This is a genomic window from Sphingobacterium sp. CZ-UAM (assembly GCF_002000245.1).
Classification (GTDB): Bacteria; Bacteroidota; Bacteroidia; order Sphingobacteriales; family Sphingobacteriaceae; genus Sphingobacterium.
This window is the reverse complement of record NZ_MTCM01000001.1, coordinates 919,953-937,691: the sequence shown is the minus strand read 5'-3', so window position 1 is coordinate 937,691 and position 17,739 is coordinate 919,953. Positions and strand designations below refer to the sequence as shown.

At 39.2% G+C, this 17,739-nt stretch carries 16 protein-coding genes; all 16 read left to right on the top strand.

Annotated features, from left to right (window positions below):
* Nucleotides 1-24 precede the first annotated feature (24 nt).
* The 16 genes from BWD42_RS04060 (at nt 25) to BWD42_RS03985 (ending at nt 17,705) form a co-directional block, all read left to right on the top strand.
* Nucleotides 25-264, top strand: a complete 240-nt coding sequence (locus tag BWD42_RS04060; protein ID WP_077433377.1) for a hypothetical protein — start codon at nt 25-27, stop codon at nt 262-264.
* A complete protein-coding gene (locus tag BWD42_RS04055) occupies nt 257-1,405 on the top strand; it encodes a hypothetical protein (RefSeq protein ID WP_077433375.1) in 1,149 nt (382 codons plus the stop codon). Before BWD42_RS04060 ends, BWD42_RS04055 begins: the two co-directional genes overlap by 8 nt.
* A gap of 4 nt (nt 1,406-1,409) precedes the next feature.
* On the top strand, nt 1,410-1,835 hold the full coding sequence (locus BWD42_RS04050; protein ID WP_077433373.1) for a hypothetical protein: 426 nt from the start codon (nt 1,410-1,412) through the stop codon (nt 1,833-1,835).
* Nucleotides 1,832-2,221, top strand: a complete 390-nt coding sequence (locus BWD42_RS04045) for a hypothetical protein (RefSeq protein WP_077433371.1) — start codon at nt 1,832-1,834, stop codon at nt 2,219-2,221. Before BWD42_RS04050 ends, BWD42_RS04045 begins: the two co-directional genes overlap by 4 nt.
* Complete coding sequence (locus BWD42_RS04040; protein WP_077433369.1) at nt 2,208-2,777, top strand: hypothetical protein; 570 nt, start codon at nt 2,208-2,210, stop codon at nt 2,775-2,777. Before BWD42_RS04045 ends, BWD42_RS04040 begins: the two co-directional genes overlap by 14 nt.
* Before the next feature lie 253 nt (nt 2,778-3,030).
* Nucleotides 3,031-3,456 carry a hypothetical protein gene (locus BWD42_RS04035; protein WP_077433367.1) on the top strand — a complete coding sequence of 142 codons (426 nt, stop codon included), beginning with the start codon at nt 3,031-3,033 and terminating at the stop codon, nt 3,454-3,456.
* Nucleotides 3,457-3,509: 53 nt separating this feature from the next.
* A complete protein-coding gene (locus BWD42_RS04030; RefSeq protein ID WP_139351010.1) occupies nt 3,510-3,794 on the top strand; it encodes a hypothetical protein in 285 nt (94 codons plus the stop codon).
* Nucleotides 3,784-4,686, top strand: a complete 903-nt coding sequence (locus BWD42_RS04025; RefSeq protein WP_077433363.1) for a hypothetical protein — start codon at nt 3,784-3,786, stop codon at nt 4,684-4,686. The genes BWD42_RS04030 and BWD42_RS04025 overlap by 11 nt, the downstream gene beginning before the upstream one ends.
* 8 nt (nt 4,687-4,694) lie before the next feature.
* Nucleotides 4,695-8,348, top strand: coding sequence for a hypothetical protein (locus tag BWD42_RS04020; RefSeq protein ID WP_077433361.1), 3,654 nt, complete (start codon nt 4,695-4,697; stop codon nt 8,346-8,348).
* A gap of 53 nt (nt 8,349-8,401) precedes the next feature.
* Nucleotides 8,402-8,779, top strand: a complete 378-nt coding sequence (locus BWD42_RS04015; RefSeq protein WP_077433359.1) for a hypothetical protein — start codon at nt 8,402-8,404, stop codon at nt 8,777-8,779.
* A gap of 94 nt (nt 8,780-8,873) precedes the next feature.
* Entirely contained in the window at nt 8,874-12,974 is a 4,101-nt protein-coding gene (locus BWD42_RS04010) for a tape measure protein (protein ID WP_077433357.1), read from the top strand.
* Nucleotides 12,974-15,286, top strand: coding sequence for a hypothetical protein (locus BWD42_RS04005; RefSeq protein ID WP_077433355.1), 2,313 nt, complete (start codon nt 12,974-12,976; stop codon nt 15,284-15,286). Before BWD42_RS04010 ends, BWD42_RS04005 begins: the two co-directional genes overlap by 1 nt.
* A gap of 8 nt (nt 15,287-15,294) precedes the next feature.
* On the top strand, nt 15,295-16,086 hold the full coding sequence (locus BWD42_RS04000) for a hypothetical protein (protein WP_077433353.1): 792 nt from the start codon (nt 15,295-15,297) through the stop codon (nt 16,084-16,086).
* An 11-nt stretch (nt 16,087-16,097) separates the two neighbouring features.
* Nucleotides 16,098-16,655 (top strand): N-acetylmuramoyl-L-alanine amidase, encoded by a 558-nt coding sequence (locus BWD42_RS03995; RefSeq protein WP_077433351.1) that lies wholly within the window; start codon nt 16,098-16,100, stop codon nt 16,653-16,655.
* Nucleotides 16,642-16,950 (top strand): hypothetical protein, encoded by a 309-nt coding sequence (locus BWD42_RS03990; RefSeq protein WP_077433349.1) that lies wholly within the window; start codon nt 16,642-16,644, stop codon nt 16,948-16,950. Before BWD42_RS03995 ends, BWD42_RS03990 begins: the two co-directional genes overlap by 14 nt.
* Complete coding sequence (locus BWD42_RS03985; RefSeq protein ID WP_077433347.1) at nt 16,947-17,705, top strand: hypothetical protein; 759 nt, start codon at nt 16,947-16,949, stop codon at nt 17,703-17,705. Before BWD42_RS03990 ends, BWD42_RS03985 begins: the two co-directional genes overlap by 4 nt.
* Nucleotides 17,706-17,739: the final 34 nt, after the last annotated feature.

Below are 17,739 nucleotides of genomic sequence, written 5' to 3'. Positions count from 1 at the left end.
GATCGGGTTTTTTGATTTAAAAGTATGTGGATAGAAATACCTGTATTATTTGAAAAAGAAGGCCAGCCTAATTTTGCTGACTTAGGAATTAATGATGTGGCTGAATTGGAAGAAACAAAGGTGATGATGAATATCAGCCATATTGAAGCTTTCAACGCAAGTACCCATGAAGATCAGTCGACTATCCATACAGGAGCATTGGCATATCGCGTAAACCTGAAATACGATGATCTGAAAACTTTAATTCTCGCAGCAAATGGTTAATCAATCTCAAGTTAAAGAATGTCTGAAGAATCAGATCGGGATCAGGAAATCTGCTGATACCAATATACCAGTTCCTTCAGCTGAACTTCAAAACCCTAAGTCGGGATTGTTTTTGAATTCGGTACATGCGTTGATTTCAGTTGACAATATATGGTCTATGATGACAGCAGCCGGGTCGATCAAGCGCGAGAATGGTGTCACTGATACAATGATTTTAAATGAGTATTTGACAAACATCTCAAATGATGCGATTATCAAGTTATCGAATCGTATTTATGTAGAAAAGCAGCTGAATACATATAGCAAGTCAGTCTTTCCAGATACGAAGTTGTATGATTCTCCAGCTTCAGTCCATGACACATTGGAAAAGCAGGGGCGATTTGTTGGCTTTCTTATTGTCGGTACAGCTGCTGACATTTCTTTGGCGATAAAACGATTCTCAACGCAATTCGAAAATGAGAATCCTGGATTGAAATTTTATCTGTACAAAGATGGAGTTAAGGATCCTATTTCAGTGTTGACCGTGGATTGTGTGAAAGAGTATTATCCACAATGGCATGAGGTTGATAATGTTATGCTGCCTCCAAGTGAAAGCTACTTCTTCGGGTATTATGAAGATGACCTAACAGGCCGGGCGTTGAATAAGCGCATATCATTCAAAAAGCCACCCTGTTCATGCGAGCCGATAGAATATGAGTTATGGAAAAAATGGAACAGAAACTTGAATATTCGGGCAATGTATGTTGATTCAAACAGCATAAAATCAGACCGAACTTTATGGGGGCCTGGTAATGAAATTTATGTAGATGATTATTCATGGGGATTGAATTTTGTGTTTTCCGCTAATTGCGATATCACCAGTATTTTTTGTTCGAACAAGCATCTGCTGGTAGATGCTTTAGCTACGCAGACCGGTATTATGATTTTGGAGGAAATGGCGAATTCATCGCGTGACAACCAACAAAAGAATACGCTCAGCCAAAAAGCTTTCTATGCACTTGATAATAAAGAGAACAATGCTACTGGACTACTATCACAGCTTGAGCAAAAGATCAAGGTTATCAATTTGGATTTTGGATCGCTAAATACTGCATGTTTGCCATGCCAAAATTCAGGGATTGTTTTTGGAACTATTTATTGACACTATGGAAGGATTTGAAGCATTGGACAATTTGGTCGCTAGAGTAAAGTCCGGTACAACGAAGGGCAAACTGGATAAATATGTAGGATCTGCTCTCAGAGCGAACAAGGAAGATATTGCAAATTTCAATAAAGAACAGCTTTCTCGAGGAGAGGATTCTGAAGATGGCGACCTGGGAACATACCACGATTTTAATTACAAGAATCGATGGAAGCCTGTGGATTTAAAATTAACGGGCGATTTCCATAACTCCATTAAACCAAAATTTGGAAGCAACTCATTTGAGATGACTTCAAATGACAGCAAGGCAGAAATGCTCCAAGACAAATATGGTGATAGTATTCTCGGTCTTTCGACAGAAGATATCCAAGAAGTGGGTTTGGATATCGTAGGACAAGTTCAGTATGGATTAAAGAATGAAATTTTATGATTAAACATATTCAAACAAAACTTCATAGCGACGATGTGATTGGAAACTGCTGGCCTACTGCCATTGCATGCATTCTTGAATGTCGCATCGATCAGGTACCGAATTTCGAAGAATTATTTCGGGTTCCTGATATGCCTTGGTTTTGGGTTCTTGAAGAATGGCTAAAGTATAAAGGTTACAAATATGTTGGGGGAGGAGACCGACAAGACTATATTGATTTTGACGGATACTATTTTGTCACAGGGAAATCACCCAGGGGCAATTTTAACCATATTGTGATATATAAAGATGGCAAGATGGTACATGATCCTCATCCTTCAGGGGATGGCATTTTAACAGAGGAGTTTTGGGAACATTTAGAAAAAATCAACGATGAGCAGCAATAAGCCAAATATTACCACCATTGATGAACCAGGACTTGATTGGGCCATCCATGATATCCAAGGTATTCTTGCGGATAAATTTGATTGGATGACTGTTTTTCACCGCGCTTATCCGTTCCGTGAATATCGATCAGAAGAAAGGAAAACTCACACAATTCCTAAAGTTTGGGTCGGTATCAACGAATATATGAATGTGCTGCCAAATGATTTTTTGATCGGCCAGGCTTTCTTTTTCGTAACCGACTATGAAAAGAAGATAGAGGCTGATCTTCAGTTTGGGTCTACATTTAGAGCCGAAGTTTCATTGATCGTTTGGGTAAATACAAACAATATCCCTGGGCACACTACTGGACCATCCATAGCTAAACTAAAGAAAGAAATTAGCGATTTATTGGTCGATCATATTTCTGTTGTAAAAATTGAATCAATGACTGACCAAGATGCCGAACAAGTATTTGATGGTTTTACGATTCAGGATGTGGATACACAATATCTGATGCTACCTTACGCTGGCCTTAGGATTAATATGGTTTTACAATATAACTATTCAGCATGTTAAGCTTTACAATTTTACTCGCATTGATCATTGCTACATTAACCTATTGTCTCCATAAATGGGGGTGGTTCTCCTGGTACGAAATGCATAAACCAAAGTTTCTACAATGGTGTGCCAAATGTATTTTTTGTTTTGGGTTTAGGATATCGTTCTTAGTATGTATCTGTGCAGCCTATTTGCACAGTGATCCATTCTTTTTGATTATTCCTTTTGTCACAGCACCTATATCGTTTTTATCCTTTAAATATATGGTTATATGACAGTAGTAGAATTAAACTCAGGCACCAAAGTAAAGATGTATTCTAGTATTAAGGAGATGCCGGTTAAAGTATTCAATATTTTTCAGGGATACATGATCCAAGAGTCGGGTATTGGTTCAACCATGGAGTCGGTCAACGATCATTTCGAGAAATTGGATACTTTCCTTTCAGTGGGTAAAATAGAGGATGCGATTGTGGAGCGCGAAAATTTGCATTATAATATCTATTCTGCACTTGAAGGTATCTCATACAAGTCTCTTGCTTTCGGTTGCTTTATACATGCTATCGATGGAGGACATGTTTCTGACTATTCAACGGAAAATCTTCAGGAAATATTAGGGAAACTTTCGGACCAGGGATTGACAATAGGAATGGTAGAGGAGCAGCTAGACCAAATAAAAAAAAAATTGATATCGAATTAGAAATGTATTTCCCTAAATGGTTTGGAGGAAACGATTTCAATTACTTGGATAACATGATTAAGCTTATAGAAACTCGGATAGAGCTTGAATTGGAAGGTGAGAACGACAATCTGCTCCGGGTATTGAATGAATTGAGTGAGTACTTCATTGATTTTGCAAAACCGAGAAATTTTGGAAGACAAAACAATTTTCTAGTTGATCATGAACTTGGATTTGAAGAGATCCGCTCCAGCATGGAGGAGTCGGGGATCGCGGTAAAGGAACTCACAATATTTGAGTTTTATTCGCGGATAAAACACTTTGAAAAACGCAATGCTGAACTGAAAAATGGAAATTAATAACAACAATTTTTTGCGATGGGCTGAGTACCCTTACGTTAAGGATACTAAGTTTGTTCCCTGTCCTTATCCTACAGAAAAGAACAATCTGCCATACATGCCGGTACTCGTCCCTGGAGAGGTAACAGCGTTTTATGTCAATGTGGCAAACGGAGTAGAATATACAAAAGGTTTCAAGTTAAATTTGATCACTCCGGATGGCACGATAATTCTCGAAAGTATAGCTGCTGTATTATTAGATTCCATTGAAGAAGACCGGTTCAATTTCGTTTGCTATTTGACATGTCCTAATACCACTGTTGGAGTTTATCGTCTCCAGATAAAAAATAGCGACAACACCCTAGACCTACGTTCGAATATGGTTCGGGTCATGACTTCAGGATTCGAAGATAACACGACTATTGTTCGATATAGAAATAACGGGCGCAATCTTTTTGGCTTCAATTGGGTGGTTTTAAAGAATTTCTATCAGCAGTATCGTCTGCATATTTTCCGGATTGATCAACAGCCGGAATACAATATTGAGCAGTATCGTTCATCAACCACAGGAAAGCTAAGAAACCTGAATGGAACAATGGATCGCTTCGTGAAGTTTCAGTCGTATTATTTCGACAAGGGAGCTCACGAGGCTTGCGAAGCTTTGCTGTTTCATTCAGAGATATGGATAAATGGCAAATTATACACTTTCAAAACAGGATATAGCTCCGAACCTCTTATTGCATCAAAGCGGAGCAAGGGAGAGTTCGAGTTATGGGACGAGGGTTTTTCATCCCTGAATTATTGTTCTGGGACTGAAGGATTGCCTTACGATTTTAGATATCTAGCTGACAACCTAGGTCGGCGGATCATAATTAACAAGAATCAAAGAATTATAGTAAAAACCTCAATTTAAGATATATTATGGGAAATTTAGAAGATATCGAATACGATAATCAAACACCATTTATTGTAGACGCTACCAAAGTACGTTCTATAATGGGAATCGATAAAGAAACGGGATTGGTTGGAAATGTTGCTTTCAATCTATTAATCGAGGAATCAAGGAAAGATCTAGTCGTCAATGGAATTGATTTGGATCCAGCAGACTATCCACCTGGAGTATCCTTGCCTACATTTCCGATTGGTTATAAACGTAAAATTACGAATTTGAAACCCGGAACATATTATTGGAATGATGGAACCAACATACATTCTTACACTGTACCTTTAAATAATACAGGGACATTGTTTTTTGATGGAGAGAAAAATCCACCAACGTGGTCATTAACTACTATCCCACAAGCGCAACCCGAAGTAGAAGATAACTTAACATCGGTATCAGGTACTAGAGCATTGAGCGACAAACAAGGAACTATTCTAAAGGAATTTGATTCAACAAACAACAGTATTGTTGTTGAAAAAATACATTTATGGGCCTCTAATTGGTACTGGAATGATGCAGCTGTTGACAAAACCAAAATAACTTTGGCTCGACGTGAAGATATTAAACAGACCAAAGTTGGAAAGTACAATACAGCATTGGCACAATGGGTTATCAAAGACGTTCTTCCCAATTCCCGTGTTTATGATTCTGTAACAAAACGAAATTATCTTACTACCTCAGATGCAACATTAATAGAGCAGTTCAACAGTTATGTTTTATTTTCACAGTCTGTATTATTACTTTATCCTATTTTAAGTTGCATTAAAGATTTAAAATTAAATCTAAAAACCGAGCTCAAAATAAGGGAAGTATCAATAGTTTCATTTACTAGATCAGATACCGGGGCACAGATAATCATTAACCTAAACGATGCAATGTCCGGTACTCTCCCCGTGCAAAATATAGTCTTTAATGTTGTTTATTCTGACCACAATGACAAGGCAAAAATTGTTCTTACCTCAGATAACAATATCTGTAAATTGACCTTAACAGTAGATTTCACTAACACATTAAATTTCACAGCATTTAATGCCCAAACATTAGACAAATCACTTTGGGGCCGTTTTAATGCGACAACTGTACAGGCTCCTTCAAATTCAAGCATCCTTATTGACAACGGCGTAGCTGTAAATGAAATTAGGAGTTGGGCTACAAATTGGTATTGGAATGACCTGACAGATAAAACTAAAACTGTTTTCGCCCGAAGAGAAGATGTGCAGCAGGCGAAAGTAGGTGTATATGATTCTGATTTGGCGACATGGGTAACAAAAAATGTTGAAAAGGGTGCTATCATAATCAACAATTCGACCAGGCGCAGGTTTTTCTTAAACAATGATGCCACATTGCGCGAGATGTTTGATAATTATGCTTTTTTTGAAAACAACACATTACAGCTTTATCCGATTTTAAGTTGCATCAAGGATTTAAAGATAGAAAGAAAACAAGGTCAGCAAGTATCAGAAGCGAGTGTGGTATTATTCAGTAGAGGGGATACAGGCGCCTCTATAATTATCAACTTCAACGACTCCATGTCCGGGACTCTACCTGTTCAGAGTGTCGTTTTTTCTGTCAATTACGCCGATCACACAGACAAGTCAAAAATCGTATTAGTTTCTGACAATAATTTTTGTAAACTGACACTGGTTGTCGATTTCTCGAACGCGCTTAGCTTTTCGGCATTTAATGCCCAGACCCTTGATAAGTCTTTATGGGGGCGTTTTAATGCAATGGCTGTTGGAGCACAGTCAATACCCAATAGCTTATTGAAAAATGTAGAAAGCTATTCTCCATTTTTCGAGAAGAACAGTTTTTCAGGTCCATTGACAAGGGATTATGCGCAGTTTTTTAAAGATATGTTATTCATTTATCCGTACGATCCTGCCGTATATAAATATTTTTTCAGAATTATCAGGAAGAATTATCTAAATGATGGGGAGGCAAATAAGTATCAGATCCATTTGTATCGTCAACCGATCAACGACGTGGCGCTGGTTAACGCAGTTCCAATAGCGACTTTAAATAAAGCAATCATTGACGCTACAGGAGTAGAAACTGTTGAACTTATTCCTTATTCTACTGCACTTAAATCGAAATTCTATGTGTATGTAGACTGGAATGTACTTCCATCAAGTTACAACGGCGTCATGACTTATGAAAACAATTTGTTGACTGACCTCGCCTTTAAAGGTGGTACCGGGGATATTAAATCTAAAATTCATATATCAACTTTCGCAGAAATATCACAATCTAGGCTTGACGAAGTTCAATTGGGCTCAATCACTTTCAAAAAATCATTTTTTAATGCTGAAAAACTGGATGATTACATCTTATCAACGGAAACTGTTTCACCTATTTCCGATAAACTTCGAGGTGTTAAATATGTGAATCTTGGTGCCAATATTAAATTTTTAGGTTGCGATGCAGATAATGTTTACTGGTTTAATAACAAATTGGACAATTCTATTGGTTATTGTTCTACACTCTCTGATGTTTTAAGTTTAAATATAACCAAAGTAAGGTCATTTGATAATTTACCAGTATTATGCCGCCGACTGAACAGTGGGGAACTACTTGTTTTGACGGAAGGAGATTGGGATACTCAAAAAATAGCACAAATTTGGGTATCCTCGTCCAATAGGACAGTTTGGACAATGAAGATGACTTTTGATAATGCGAATAATAGAACTCAATATACCAACGTTTGGGGATTCAGCCAATACGGCAGTAGAATTCTTATTTCGGGTTATGGTAAAAGATATACCGCCGATGAAGATCCTAACGAAGCTAAGAGATATTTTGATTTGAATGATAAAGCCAATTACTCAATATATTACAGTTTTGATGACGGAGCGACTTGGCATAATAGGTTATTCAATCTTGGTAACATGCATCCTTATTGTATCTCAAATCCTCAATACAAACCCTACGCCCACATTCACGCTACTACAATTGATCCCTATTGGGGTGAGCTTATCGTCACGCATGGGGATCTTCCTGTTGAAGATACACCACAAGGGCAACAAAATCGGGTGTTTAGATCGACTAATCTTAAAGAATGGGAACAGTCCATTAGAGACGGGTCGCCTATTGTTCTTCAGTGGACTAGCGATGTATTTAAGAAATTCGGCGGAGTTGGCGTTCTCCCTCACAGTCTTGTTTTCGGGTCCGATGATGTGCCAAATGGAGTTTATACAGCAGCTAGGGCCGACAAGTTTAAGGTTAAAGGGGATCTAGTTTTTACTGAATCGAAATGGTCATATCAACGAGCAAATGGCAATCCAGGAACAGCAGGAGAGTATGGAATTTGGGGAGGTTACTCATTTTATCGTCGCAACAATAATCAGCCCATGTATGTTAGCAATATATATGTTACTGGGATCCTGCCCCAAGATCACAAGCGGTGTCAAGTTCTAGCCACGTGGGACGGGTATAAATTTTTTAAGGTCTGGGAAAGTGACTATGATTTAGTAACAGCTACCAATGTAGTGCTTCCAAATACCTATATGTTCGTCGCTACAGATGACGATAATAACATTCTGATCCAAACAAATGACGGAAGGTTTTCCCCCTTTGTCGGTGAGAAGCCTCAATTCACTGGTGAATTAACCTTGATAGTTGCCAAGGGAATATAACTTAAGAGGTCGACAAATGTCGACCTTTTTTCGTATTTTAGCAACTGACAATTATGTGGTTAATAATTCTGATTTTTGGACTTTTCATTTTCTTTCTGTTTGGATTTATCCGCTCAGCAAGGGGGCTTATGTCTATTGGAAAAGAAGAAAAAGCGACATACTGGGATGGCCCAGCGATGACTGATGAACAACGTTCTGTTCATATGGAATGGGTGAAAGACCACATAAGAAAATTCCCTACTGGCACTTTTGCTTCGAGTTATCCTGAGATTCAGCAAGCTGTGTTAAATGATATGAAAGCGGAAGAGCTTTCAAAAATCTATGAAGAGGCTGATCAGCAATACCGCGCCGGTCTTATTACCAAAGAACAATATGAGGAAGTAGTCGAAGCGATATCCAAGGAGCTTGACATAACTCATTTGCAAAAGTAAATCCCTAACAGTACTTTTGAATATACCATTCTAACGACCAGGAGACGGTCGGTTGGATAGTTTTATTTGTTTAACTATTTAATCGATATTCCCAATGTCCAAAGGTCCCATTAAGTATTCCGATTTTTTCGACGATGATGTAAAGGCAGGTTTGCAGGACCTGAATCAGGTTTTCTCTGAGATTAAAGTGTCAGCTGCAGCAATGAAAAATGTGTTTGTTGCTCAGCTGAAGAAATCAGGACAAGAAGTGGTCAAGATGCAGGCTGAGCTCGAAAAGCTTAAGGAAAAGCTTCAGCAAGTTCAGGTTTCTAATAAAGGTGCTGCCGAAGCTGTCTCAGCTCATGCAAAAGAATCTGAAAAACTCATTGCTAAGCATAAGGAGGCAAAAGCAGCTGTCAACGATCTAACAGCTATCATAGATGTTCATACACTTGGACTTAAAGAATGTAAGGACACAATCAAGGCTCTCGAAAAGGAATACTCAGAGCTAAGCCACGATACTAAAGAGAATAAAGAAAGACAACAGCAGCTGATCGATAAGATCAAACAGGTTTCAGTTCAATTCAACAAACTGAATGGTGATCTCCGGAATGCCAAAAGGAATATAGAGCAGATTGATGGTACCTATAGTGCTCTTTCTCGGGAAACAGAACTTCTAAAAAAGGAGCTACAAAACCTGCCTAATGCCTTTGATAAGGCAACAGGCGCTATTAATAAAAATAACAAAGAGGCTGCTGAGCTCCAAAAACAGATTGAACTTAATGTCAAGGCTCTAAAGAAAATGGACGAGCAGATGGGAATGCATTACCGCAATGTAGGTAATTACTCATCTGCTTTAGCTAAGCTTGGTGGAATTGGTTCTAAAGTATTCGGGTTGCTCGCAACAGCTATTGGATTCGATTCACTCCAACAAGCCGTCACCAAGATCTATGAGATTACGTTGCAACTTGACAGTTTGAATACTGTCATGAAGTATACATCCGGATCTACCGATGAGTTTAATCGGAACATGGACTTCTTGAATAGAACTACTGATCATCTCGGGCTGGAGTTCATGTCGACTAGTAATGCTTTCCGACTATGGACAGGGGCTGCTAAAGAATCAAATCTAACAAGTTCCCAGACTCGATGGATATTTGAATCAGTGGCTAAGGCTACTGCGACAATGCGAATGTCTGCCGATGATACACAAGGGGTATTCCTTGCTCTTTCTCAGATGTTGTCAAAAGGAAAAGTCTCAGCCGAAGAATTACGGGGGCAATTGGGAGAACGTCTCCCGGGGGCATTCGCTATGGCCGCTCAGGCAATTGGTGTCACAGAGCAGGAGCTCGACAAAATGCTGAAAAACGGTGAAGTAGTTGCTTACGATTTCCTGCCAAAATTTGCGGCTCAATTAGATAAAACTTTTGGAAATGAAACCGACAACAAGGTGGTCAGCCTGCAAGGATCTGTTAATAGATTTCAGAATTCTATCACCAAAGTTGTCTCTTCAGCCCAACTGCAAGACTTTCTAATGGGTGCTGTTGATGGCGCAACCAAGTTGACCAACGCTTTCGCTGATCTAATTGCCACGGAACCTGCCGAAGAGCTTCAAAAAGAGAAGTTGTCTTTAATTGCAATGCGGATTGAATTGGATAGTACCAATACTTCAGCCGCCAGACGACGAGAGATCATAGAAAGTTTGAAAGCGACTTATCCAGCTTATCTCGAACAGATCGACGCAGAAAAAGTCACAAATGCAGAGTTACTTCCAATTTTAGATAAAATAAATGATGCGTACGTATTGAGAATTGCCTACCAGGAGCGAGCAACTAAACTGGACAAAGCTGTCAAAGAGGAAGCTGAGGCTATGAATAACCTTTATGATGACCGGCAAACGGTCCTCTTGCAACTAGCCAAAATCCAAGAAGAATTGGCTAATGATGGAATCACCTTTGAGATCAAGGGAAATAACGAACGTGAAAAATCAGCTTACATTTATCAGAATTTAATTTCTTACATCCAGAAAGAGGCAAAAGAGCATCGAGAACTACATAAAGTTCTCGCTTCCAATAAATATGATATACTTATTTCAGGCCTCAATTCGTACAATAATAGTTTGGTTAATTCCAATAGACTTCTCTTGCAAAATAGGAATCTGAGGGTTGGAATTGAAAAAGATCTTAAAAATTTCAGAGAACAAACAGGAATGTTCGATGGCACCAATAATGACGAACAAACGCAGCGTTATGATCTTTCGAAAACATTTCAACGAATTTATGCAACAAAAGTCTATAAAAAAGCAGAGAAAGATGCTTTGGCAAATCGTATAGCTCAAGCCGGGTACGACAAGGAAACTCAGTACGAAATCCTTCAAGAAATTGAACGGCGTGAAAATGATCTGGCTAGCAAGGTAACCGACACCAAAACCAAAACCTCTAAGCAATTGGCTGCTGAAGCTAAAAAACGCTTTAATGAAATGCTTGCTCTTATTCAACAACAAGAGCAAATGGAATTGCTCCAGTTACAAAATTCATACGGGCAACAATTGATTTCCGAAGCTGAATTCGAGAAGCAACGTTTGGAAATACGGAAGAAGGCATTGCTGGAACGCCAAAAACTGTTAAATAGTAGCTCCGAAAAATCACATCTTCAGGAAGCAAAGATGATCAATGATCAGCTGAAAGCGCTTGATGTCGAATATGGAAAATGGAAAAAGGATTTTGACGAGAAACAGCTTCAGAATAAATATGATATTGAACTGGCTAGCCTGGAACAGATATATGCGACTGGTACAATCTTAGAATCTGAATATCAAAAACGTAGAACAGACATTCTCGTTTCGGAACTTGAACGACGCCTGAAGTTAGAAACTGATGCAGTTAAACGTGCTCAATTGCAATCTCAGATCGCTCAAACGAAGAAAGAAGGCGCAGATAAATTTATTTCAGTAAATGGTACTCCAATCCTTAAAACTGAGGCTGAGAAAGATGTAACCGCTAAGGCTTCTAGCGTACAGAGAAAATACGAAACGGACCAGTCCATTCTCAGCTCCCGGGAAACAAAAGGCGAAGATGTTACCATTCAACGGCTATTGAACGAAGCTCAGATGCTCCAAGAACTCCGTGCTTTATACAAATCATATGGCAAGGATGTAACCGACATTGATCAACAGATTGCCCGAAATGTTCTCTCATCAAATGAGCACATTACCCAAAAACAGCTTGAGAATATCGACAAGATCAAGAATGTAATGATGCAGTCTGTTGATGTGATCAGAGACTACTTGGGTGAAGGTTGGGGAAATTTGTTTGGGACACTTGCCGATCAATTGTTCGAATTTGTAAAAAAGGGTAAAATTCAATTTAAAGATCTAGGGGAAGCTGTCGCATTCTATGGTGAAATGGCAAAATCAGTTGGCCAGGTAATTTTTCAATTTCAGATCGATCAGTCTGAAAAAAGGATTGAGGTTCTTGAATCAGAAAAAGAGAGGGTTATTGAATTGGAAACTGCAGGCATTGAGGATGAAAAGGAGAGAGCTAGGGTCAAACAGCAGATTGAAGCCGATTATAATGCAAAGATCAGAGCTGAGAAGAAAAAGCAAGCGCAGGCTGAGCGCAACAATGCACTCTTCCAGATTGCCATTAATACTGCAATGGGTATTACAATGGCTTTGGCGCAACTTGGCCCGATCGCCGGTATTATAATGGCTGCTGTTGTGGGTGGGATCGGTATTGCGCAAGCTGCAATGGTCATGAGCAAACCATTAGCTTATTGGACCGGTACCCGAAACTCCGAAGAAGGTATTGCTGATGTTGCGGAACGTGGCCACGAGATCGTGAAAGATTCCCGCACCGGAAAAATGACATATTATAAAGATCGCACACGAATTTATATTCCGAAAGGATCTCAAGTCTTCAACGCGCGCGAAACTGATAAAATGCTCGAGCGAATGAAGATTGATCGCTACTCAGCCGCCAACCGCGAAATGGCATTGTCTGTACATGAATATAAGCGAAATAATGAAGTTTCGATAATGGCGGAAGCATTCAAATCAGTGAAAATCGATGAAGCAAAATTAGCTGATGCCATCGGAGCCAGAATGTCGGGCTTGCCTATTACCAATTGGACAGTAGATGAAAATGGATTCAGAAAAAGAATCCGAAAAGGAAATACCACCGTAGAAATGTTGAACAAAAGAAACTCTTTAAAATAATGGCTTGTACTTTTTTTAGACTTGAATACTTAGGTGAAGTTTTAGACCTAGAAGATGAGCCAGTGGGGTGGGATTCGATCTCCTTTAAAATCACCCGGGACAAAGATTGGCACGGACTTAATTATGAATATTCTGATGGCGATATCCAATTAGAATTCGATTGTGCTGCCGGTGGCCCATTCATCCAAAGAATTTACGAGGAAAATGGTTTGGATGCTGACATCGCCTTTACTCAAGGTGTAAAGCGTGGAAATATCGAGACAATTGAATTTAGTGGCCGGTTGGTTTTATCAACTTTTAAAAAATTCAAAGGCCGGGTTTCCTGTTCCGTTGAACGGAAGAGTCTTCATGATATCATCAAAGCGCGGTTTGATACCAAAGTTGATTTGATGGCTGAGCTAGATCTCGACCAGAAACCGCTTGCTTCAGCTCCAGTGATTAAAATTGAGACCCACTCAAAAACGATCATGCAATCATTTTTCGCAAATAAAGATACATTAGGTATCACCTCAGAAGGTGGAGGGCAAGGAGAAACGCCGATAATCATTTATCCTTACAGTACGGTTGAAAAGACAAGTATTAAGGGAATCAATCAGAGAGAATTCAATATCTTAGCTACCAACAATCCCGGCTTTCTTTGGAAATCTGAAGTTAATGGAACATTCCAGTTCGATTTGTCTTTCGACTGGTCATTTAATTCAATCCTTCAGAAAAAAAGCATAATTTCTGACCGAGAGTATCGGAATATTGTGGTTAAAACCGTCTTTGAAATCAGGACAGGAGGAGGCAATTCAAAATTTTACTTCGAACAAATAAATGATCAAAGAAGGAAAGTTGATGATGCAAGTTATAATTGCCGTTGCCAATTCAATTATTCTGGATCCCACTTTATTGAGATAGGCGATGAAATAAGGATGTTTACAATTTTCACCTATGAAGCAAGCAATAAACAACAAATTCTTTTTTACGCTAACCTAACTAAAAGTTACATCTCTATTAATGGTAATTCATTCACTCCAAAATCAGAAGTAAAAGGGTTGCTTGTATATGAATCCCTAGACCGAATTCTCAATAGTATAACTAGCATTAAGAATATCCTGATATCTGACTTTTTTGGAAGGGTCTCAAATGGATATCCAGTAGATGGCTGCGGCTCGAAAAGTGGAATATCCAACGGTTTCCAATTACGGGAATTCGTCGAAAACAAAGGGATTGAAATTTCCTTGAAAACGCTCATTGAAAGTCTCTCTTCAATATATTGTCTTGGCATGGCCTATGAATATGACGAGACAGGCAATGAGCGTATGAGACTAGAAAGGCGTGAATTTTTCTATAGAAATAAAGAGATCTTATTCATTGAGTACCCATCAGAATATCAGGAGGAGACAGCACAAGAGCTCGTCTTTAATAATATCGAAATTGGTTATGAAAAATATCCGGATGAAGGCGAGCAGATCCTTGATGAATTTAATACAGTTCACGAATACACTAGTCCGATCAAAAGGCATGACAATAAATTTTCACAGATATCAAAACTTGTTGCTTCAGGATATGCAATTGAGTTGACCCGTCGCGAACGATATTCATCTGAGGGCATAAATAAAACATCTACAAAATATGATGACGATTGTTTTCTTATTGCCCTTGGGAACTTTAATGGTTCGGATTATCAGACTGAAAAGAATGAAAATATTTATGCAGATCCTTCAACCCTGATCGATCCCAGCACGGCCTATAATCTAAGGTTTTCACCGAAACGAATGTTGCTAAATTGGGCGAAGTGGCTCAATGGAGGGTATATGTACAAAGATGGATCTGAATTGATAAAAAACACCTTTGTCAAGCAAAATGGAGAGCTCTTCACCAAAACAATTGTCAATAGGAACTGCGATATTGATCTATTAGATGTTCCGATCACAGAATCTGATAATATTGCATTGGCAGAATTTGGAGACCGGGAGCGAATATTTATTCCTGATTGGGTGACGTTTTATGCTCGGTTGTCAAAGGAAGAGATCACAAAGATTAAAAATGCTATATCCAATAAGAGCCAGCTGGGAGACAACTATGGATATATTTCCACCCTAGATCTTGACGGCAATCGGGTGAGCGGTTGGATCTATGAAATGGAATGGTTTCCAACATCCGAAAAAGTTTTTTTTAAACTTTTGAAATATAAAGTACTTTTGAATAACACCGTCCCACCAGACCAGGAGAATTGTCAGGACTATGCGGATTGGACCTTTGAAGATTTCGAAAATAGTACCGTTGGTGCTTGGATCGAAAGCTGTAGGTTCGAAGACTTTAACTGACAAATTCTATGGCAATTCAAAAAATCAATTCTTCGGATAAGATACAATCCGGTTTTCGTGCCAAATATAACGCAGCCGTAGATGAGATATGGACCAGTGTTGCCGATCAAGGCGACGGTACCCTAAAAATTACCAAATTCTCCGGAGCTACATTGATCGTCAGTTTAGCTTCGTCTTTCTATACAAAAACAGAGCTGCAGAACTTGATTACGGGAATATCCCAGGCGACAACTGAAACTGCGGGCGTCTTGAGGATTGCGACTGAACAAGAGGCTATAGCAGGTACTAGTCTTATCACGGCCATTACCCCGGCCACATTACGTGCTGTGCTAGATACATTAAGTGCTGCTGTAATACTTTTGGGTAAATGGATCAATAATACAACCTTTCAGGATTTAGATGATATTCCATATACTCCGGAGGAATTAAAACTTTATTGGGATGTTTTCTCCAATCAATTTTACGCATGGAACGGTTCAGCCTATGCAATTACGAATCAAGGATTACAACTTGGAGAAACTTCTTCTTCAGCTTATCGTGGTGATCGGGGTAAAGATGCTTATGATCATAGTCAAGTGACCGGAAACCCACATAATACGGCGATCGAAGATATTTTCGGACTACAATCTCAGCTGGATGAAAAAGCAAAACTTTCAGATGTATTAAATCTATCCAACGCAATACCTCCAGCTAATGCAACTGATCCTGGAGTGAAAGGGGAGGTGCGAATATCAACAACCTACATATATGTTTGTGTCGCAACTAATACTTGGGCCAGATCACCACTTTCAACTTGGTAAAATTTAGACCTATGGCAAAATTATATTTAACAGCAGGGCACCATTTCAAAGACTCAGGTGCAGTAGCGAATGGCTATCAAGAGAATAATCTAAATATCGAACTACGTGATCTTATGGTTTCCGAGTTCAAAAGGAAATATCCCAGTATTGAGGTCTGGACTGATAACGATTCCGATACTCTTTCTCAAGTGATCACAAAAGTAAAAAACCAAGCGACCAGCCAGGATTATTGGATAGAAATACACTTTGACGCTGCGGATGTTCTCTCAGCCTCAGGTACGACGGCGTTAATCGCTAACGATGCCCGAGAGAAATCACTGTCCTTAGCTAAAGATCTTTCGAGTGTTTGTGCCTTGACACTGGATATTAAAAACCGTGGTGTTAAATCTGAAAGTGAGTCTCATCGCGGTAAATTGGGAATGCTGCATACGGCGGCATCAAGCGTGCTTTGGGAGGTAGCATTTGTTTCCAACAAATCCGACATGAAACGTTTTGAGATGGAGAAGTTATGTCTTGCTGAGGCTGCCGTCAATGTGATAGCAAAGCGGTTTAATTATGGTATTAGCTAAAACTGTGATGGCAGAACAAACGATACAAAAGTTTACCCTGAAAGAATGGGTGAGGCATCCAACCACGATACTTCTTACCATTGTTACTGCTGTAGCTTGGGGAGTGCTATGGATCTATGTCAACAGTCAGCTCTCCCAGGTTGACTATTTAAAAAAACGCATAGAGAAACTCGAGGGGCAGGTCGACAAATATACAAATACCATCATGTTCAAGGATGCCACAGAGAAGGAGTTGAAGGGAGTAATAATTGATCAAAAAAGAGAACTTGATAGTCTGAAAGGAGGTGTAAGATGAAAAGAACATTATTTGAAATCGTATTAGGATTAGTAGTCCTGATACTTGCATTGTTGTTGATTCAACAAGTAAATAAGCCAAAGCGGTCTACCATTGAGCAGAAGGCAAAGGAGATGGTATCTGCTGAAGTGGAACGAGTGAATACCAAAATCGATAAAATGGGCATGCAACATGCGGTCACAGATGAAAAAGAGAAGATCGTCTCCAGCCTCTCAAATCTCGATGATAGTTCACGCTATTGGAAGGAGAGATTCCTGGAGCAGGCAGGCATCAATGAAAAAAATGTAAAACTGATGACCACCTATGAAACCACTATCAAAGGAATGAAATTGTCAGCTTCCCGGACAGACACGGGTTTCTATTATTCGGACAAATGGGCCAATATCCAGTATGTTCGTCCGAAAGATACAGCTGACAACGGCCATTTCAATTTTTCCTATAATGCTGAGATAAATTATGCTGAATACTGGAAGCGCAGCCATTTTCTTGCTCCTAAAAAACATTATATTGATTTTTGGATCAATGATCCTCGTGCAAAGATCAATGGAGTGAAGCGGTTGCAAATTGAATCTAAGGAACCTAAATTTAGACTGGAGAGTAGCTCAATGGTGCTATACGATGGGCAGACTCATATTGGTGGCGATATCGGTGTAAGTCTAGGGAATGTCCGAGTTGGGACAAGTTATCTCTATAATGCGGCCACTGGAGAATGGAAACCTTATTTTTATGGAAAATACAAATTGATTGGCTTTTAAAACTATTTTTTCTCGTAGCTGTTTTAATAGTCCT

Coding starts and splice junctions, on each gene's coding strand:
- BWD42_RS04025 (WP_077433363.1), top strand. CDS start 3,784: ATGGAAATTAATAACAACAATTTTTTGCGATGGGCTGAGTACCCTTAC.
- BWD42_RS04010 (WP_077433357.1), top strand. CDS start 8,874: ATGTCCAAAGGTCCCATTAAGTATTCCGATTTTTTCGACGATGATGTA.
- BWD42_RS04060 (WP_077433377.1), top strand. CDS start 25: ATGTGGATAGAAATACCTGTATTATTTGAAAAAGAAGGCCAGCCTAAT.
- BWD42_RS04055 (WP_077433375.1), top strand. CDS start 257: ATGGTTAATCAATCTCAAGTTAAAGAATGTCTGAAGAATCAGATCGGG.
- BWD42_RS03990 (WP_077433349.1), top strand. CDS start 16,642: ATGGTATTAGCTAAAACTGTGATGGCAGAACAAACGATACAAAAGTTT.
- BWD42_RS04050 (WP_077433373.1), top strand. CDS start 1,410: ATGGAAGGATTTGAAGCATTGGACAATTTGGTCGCTAGAGTAAAGTCC.
- BWD42_RS03995 (WP_077433351.1), top strand. CDS start 16,098: ATGGCAAAATTATATTTAACAGCAGGGCACCATTTCAAAGACTCAGGT.
- BWD42_RS04040 (WP_077433369.1), top strand. CDS start 2,208: ATGAGCAGCAATAAGCCAAATATTACCACCATTGATGAACCAGGACTT.
- BWD42_RS04005 (WP_077433355.1), top strand. CDS start 12,974: ATGGCTTGTACTTTTTTTAGACTTGAATACTTAGGTGAAGTTTTAGAC.
- BWD42_RS04000 (WP_077433353.1), top strand. CDS start 15,295: ATGGCAATTCAAAAAATCAATTCTTCGGATAAGATACAATCCGGTTTT.
- BWD42_RS04030 (WP_139351010.1), top strand. CDS start 3,510: ATGATTAAGCTTATAGAAACTCGGATAGAGCTTGAATTGGAAGGTGAG.
- BWD42_RS04045 (WP_077433371.1), top strand. CDS start 1,832: ATGATTAAACATATTCAAACAAAACTTCATAGCGACGATGTGATTGGA.
- BWD42_RS04035 (WP_077433367.1), top strand. CDS start 3,031: ATGACAGTAGTAGAATTAAACTCAGGCACCAAAGTAAAGATGTATTCT.
- BWD42_RS04015 (WP_077433359.1), top strand. CDS start 8,402: ATGTGGTTAATAATTCTGATTTTTGGACTTTTCATTTTCTTTCTGTTT.
- BWD42_RS03985 (WP_077433347.1), top strand. CDS start 16,947: ATGAAAAGAACATTATTTGAAATCGTATTAGGATTAGTAGTCCTGATA.
- BWD42_RS04020 (WP_077433361.1), top strand. CDS start 4,695: ATGGGAAATTTAGAAGATATCGAATACGATAATCAAACACCATTTATT.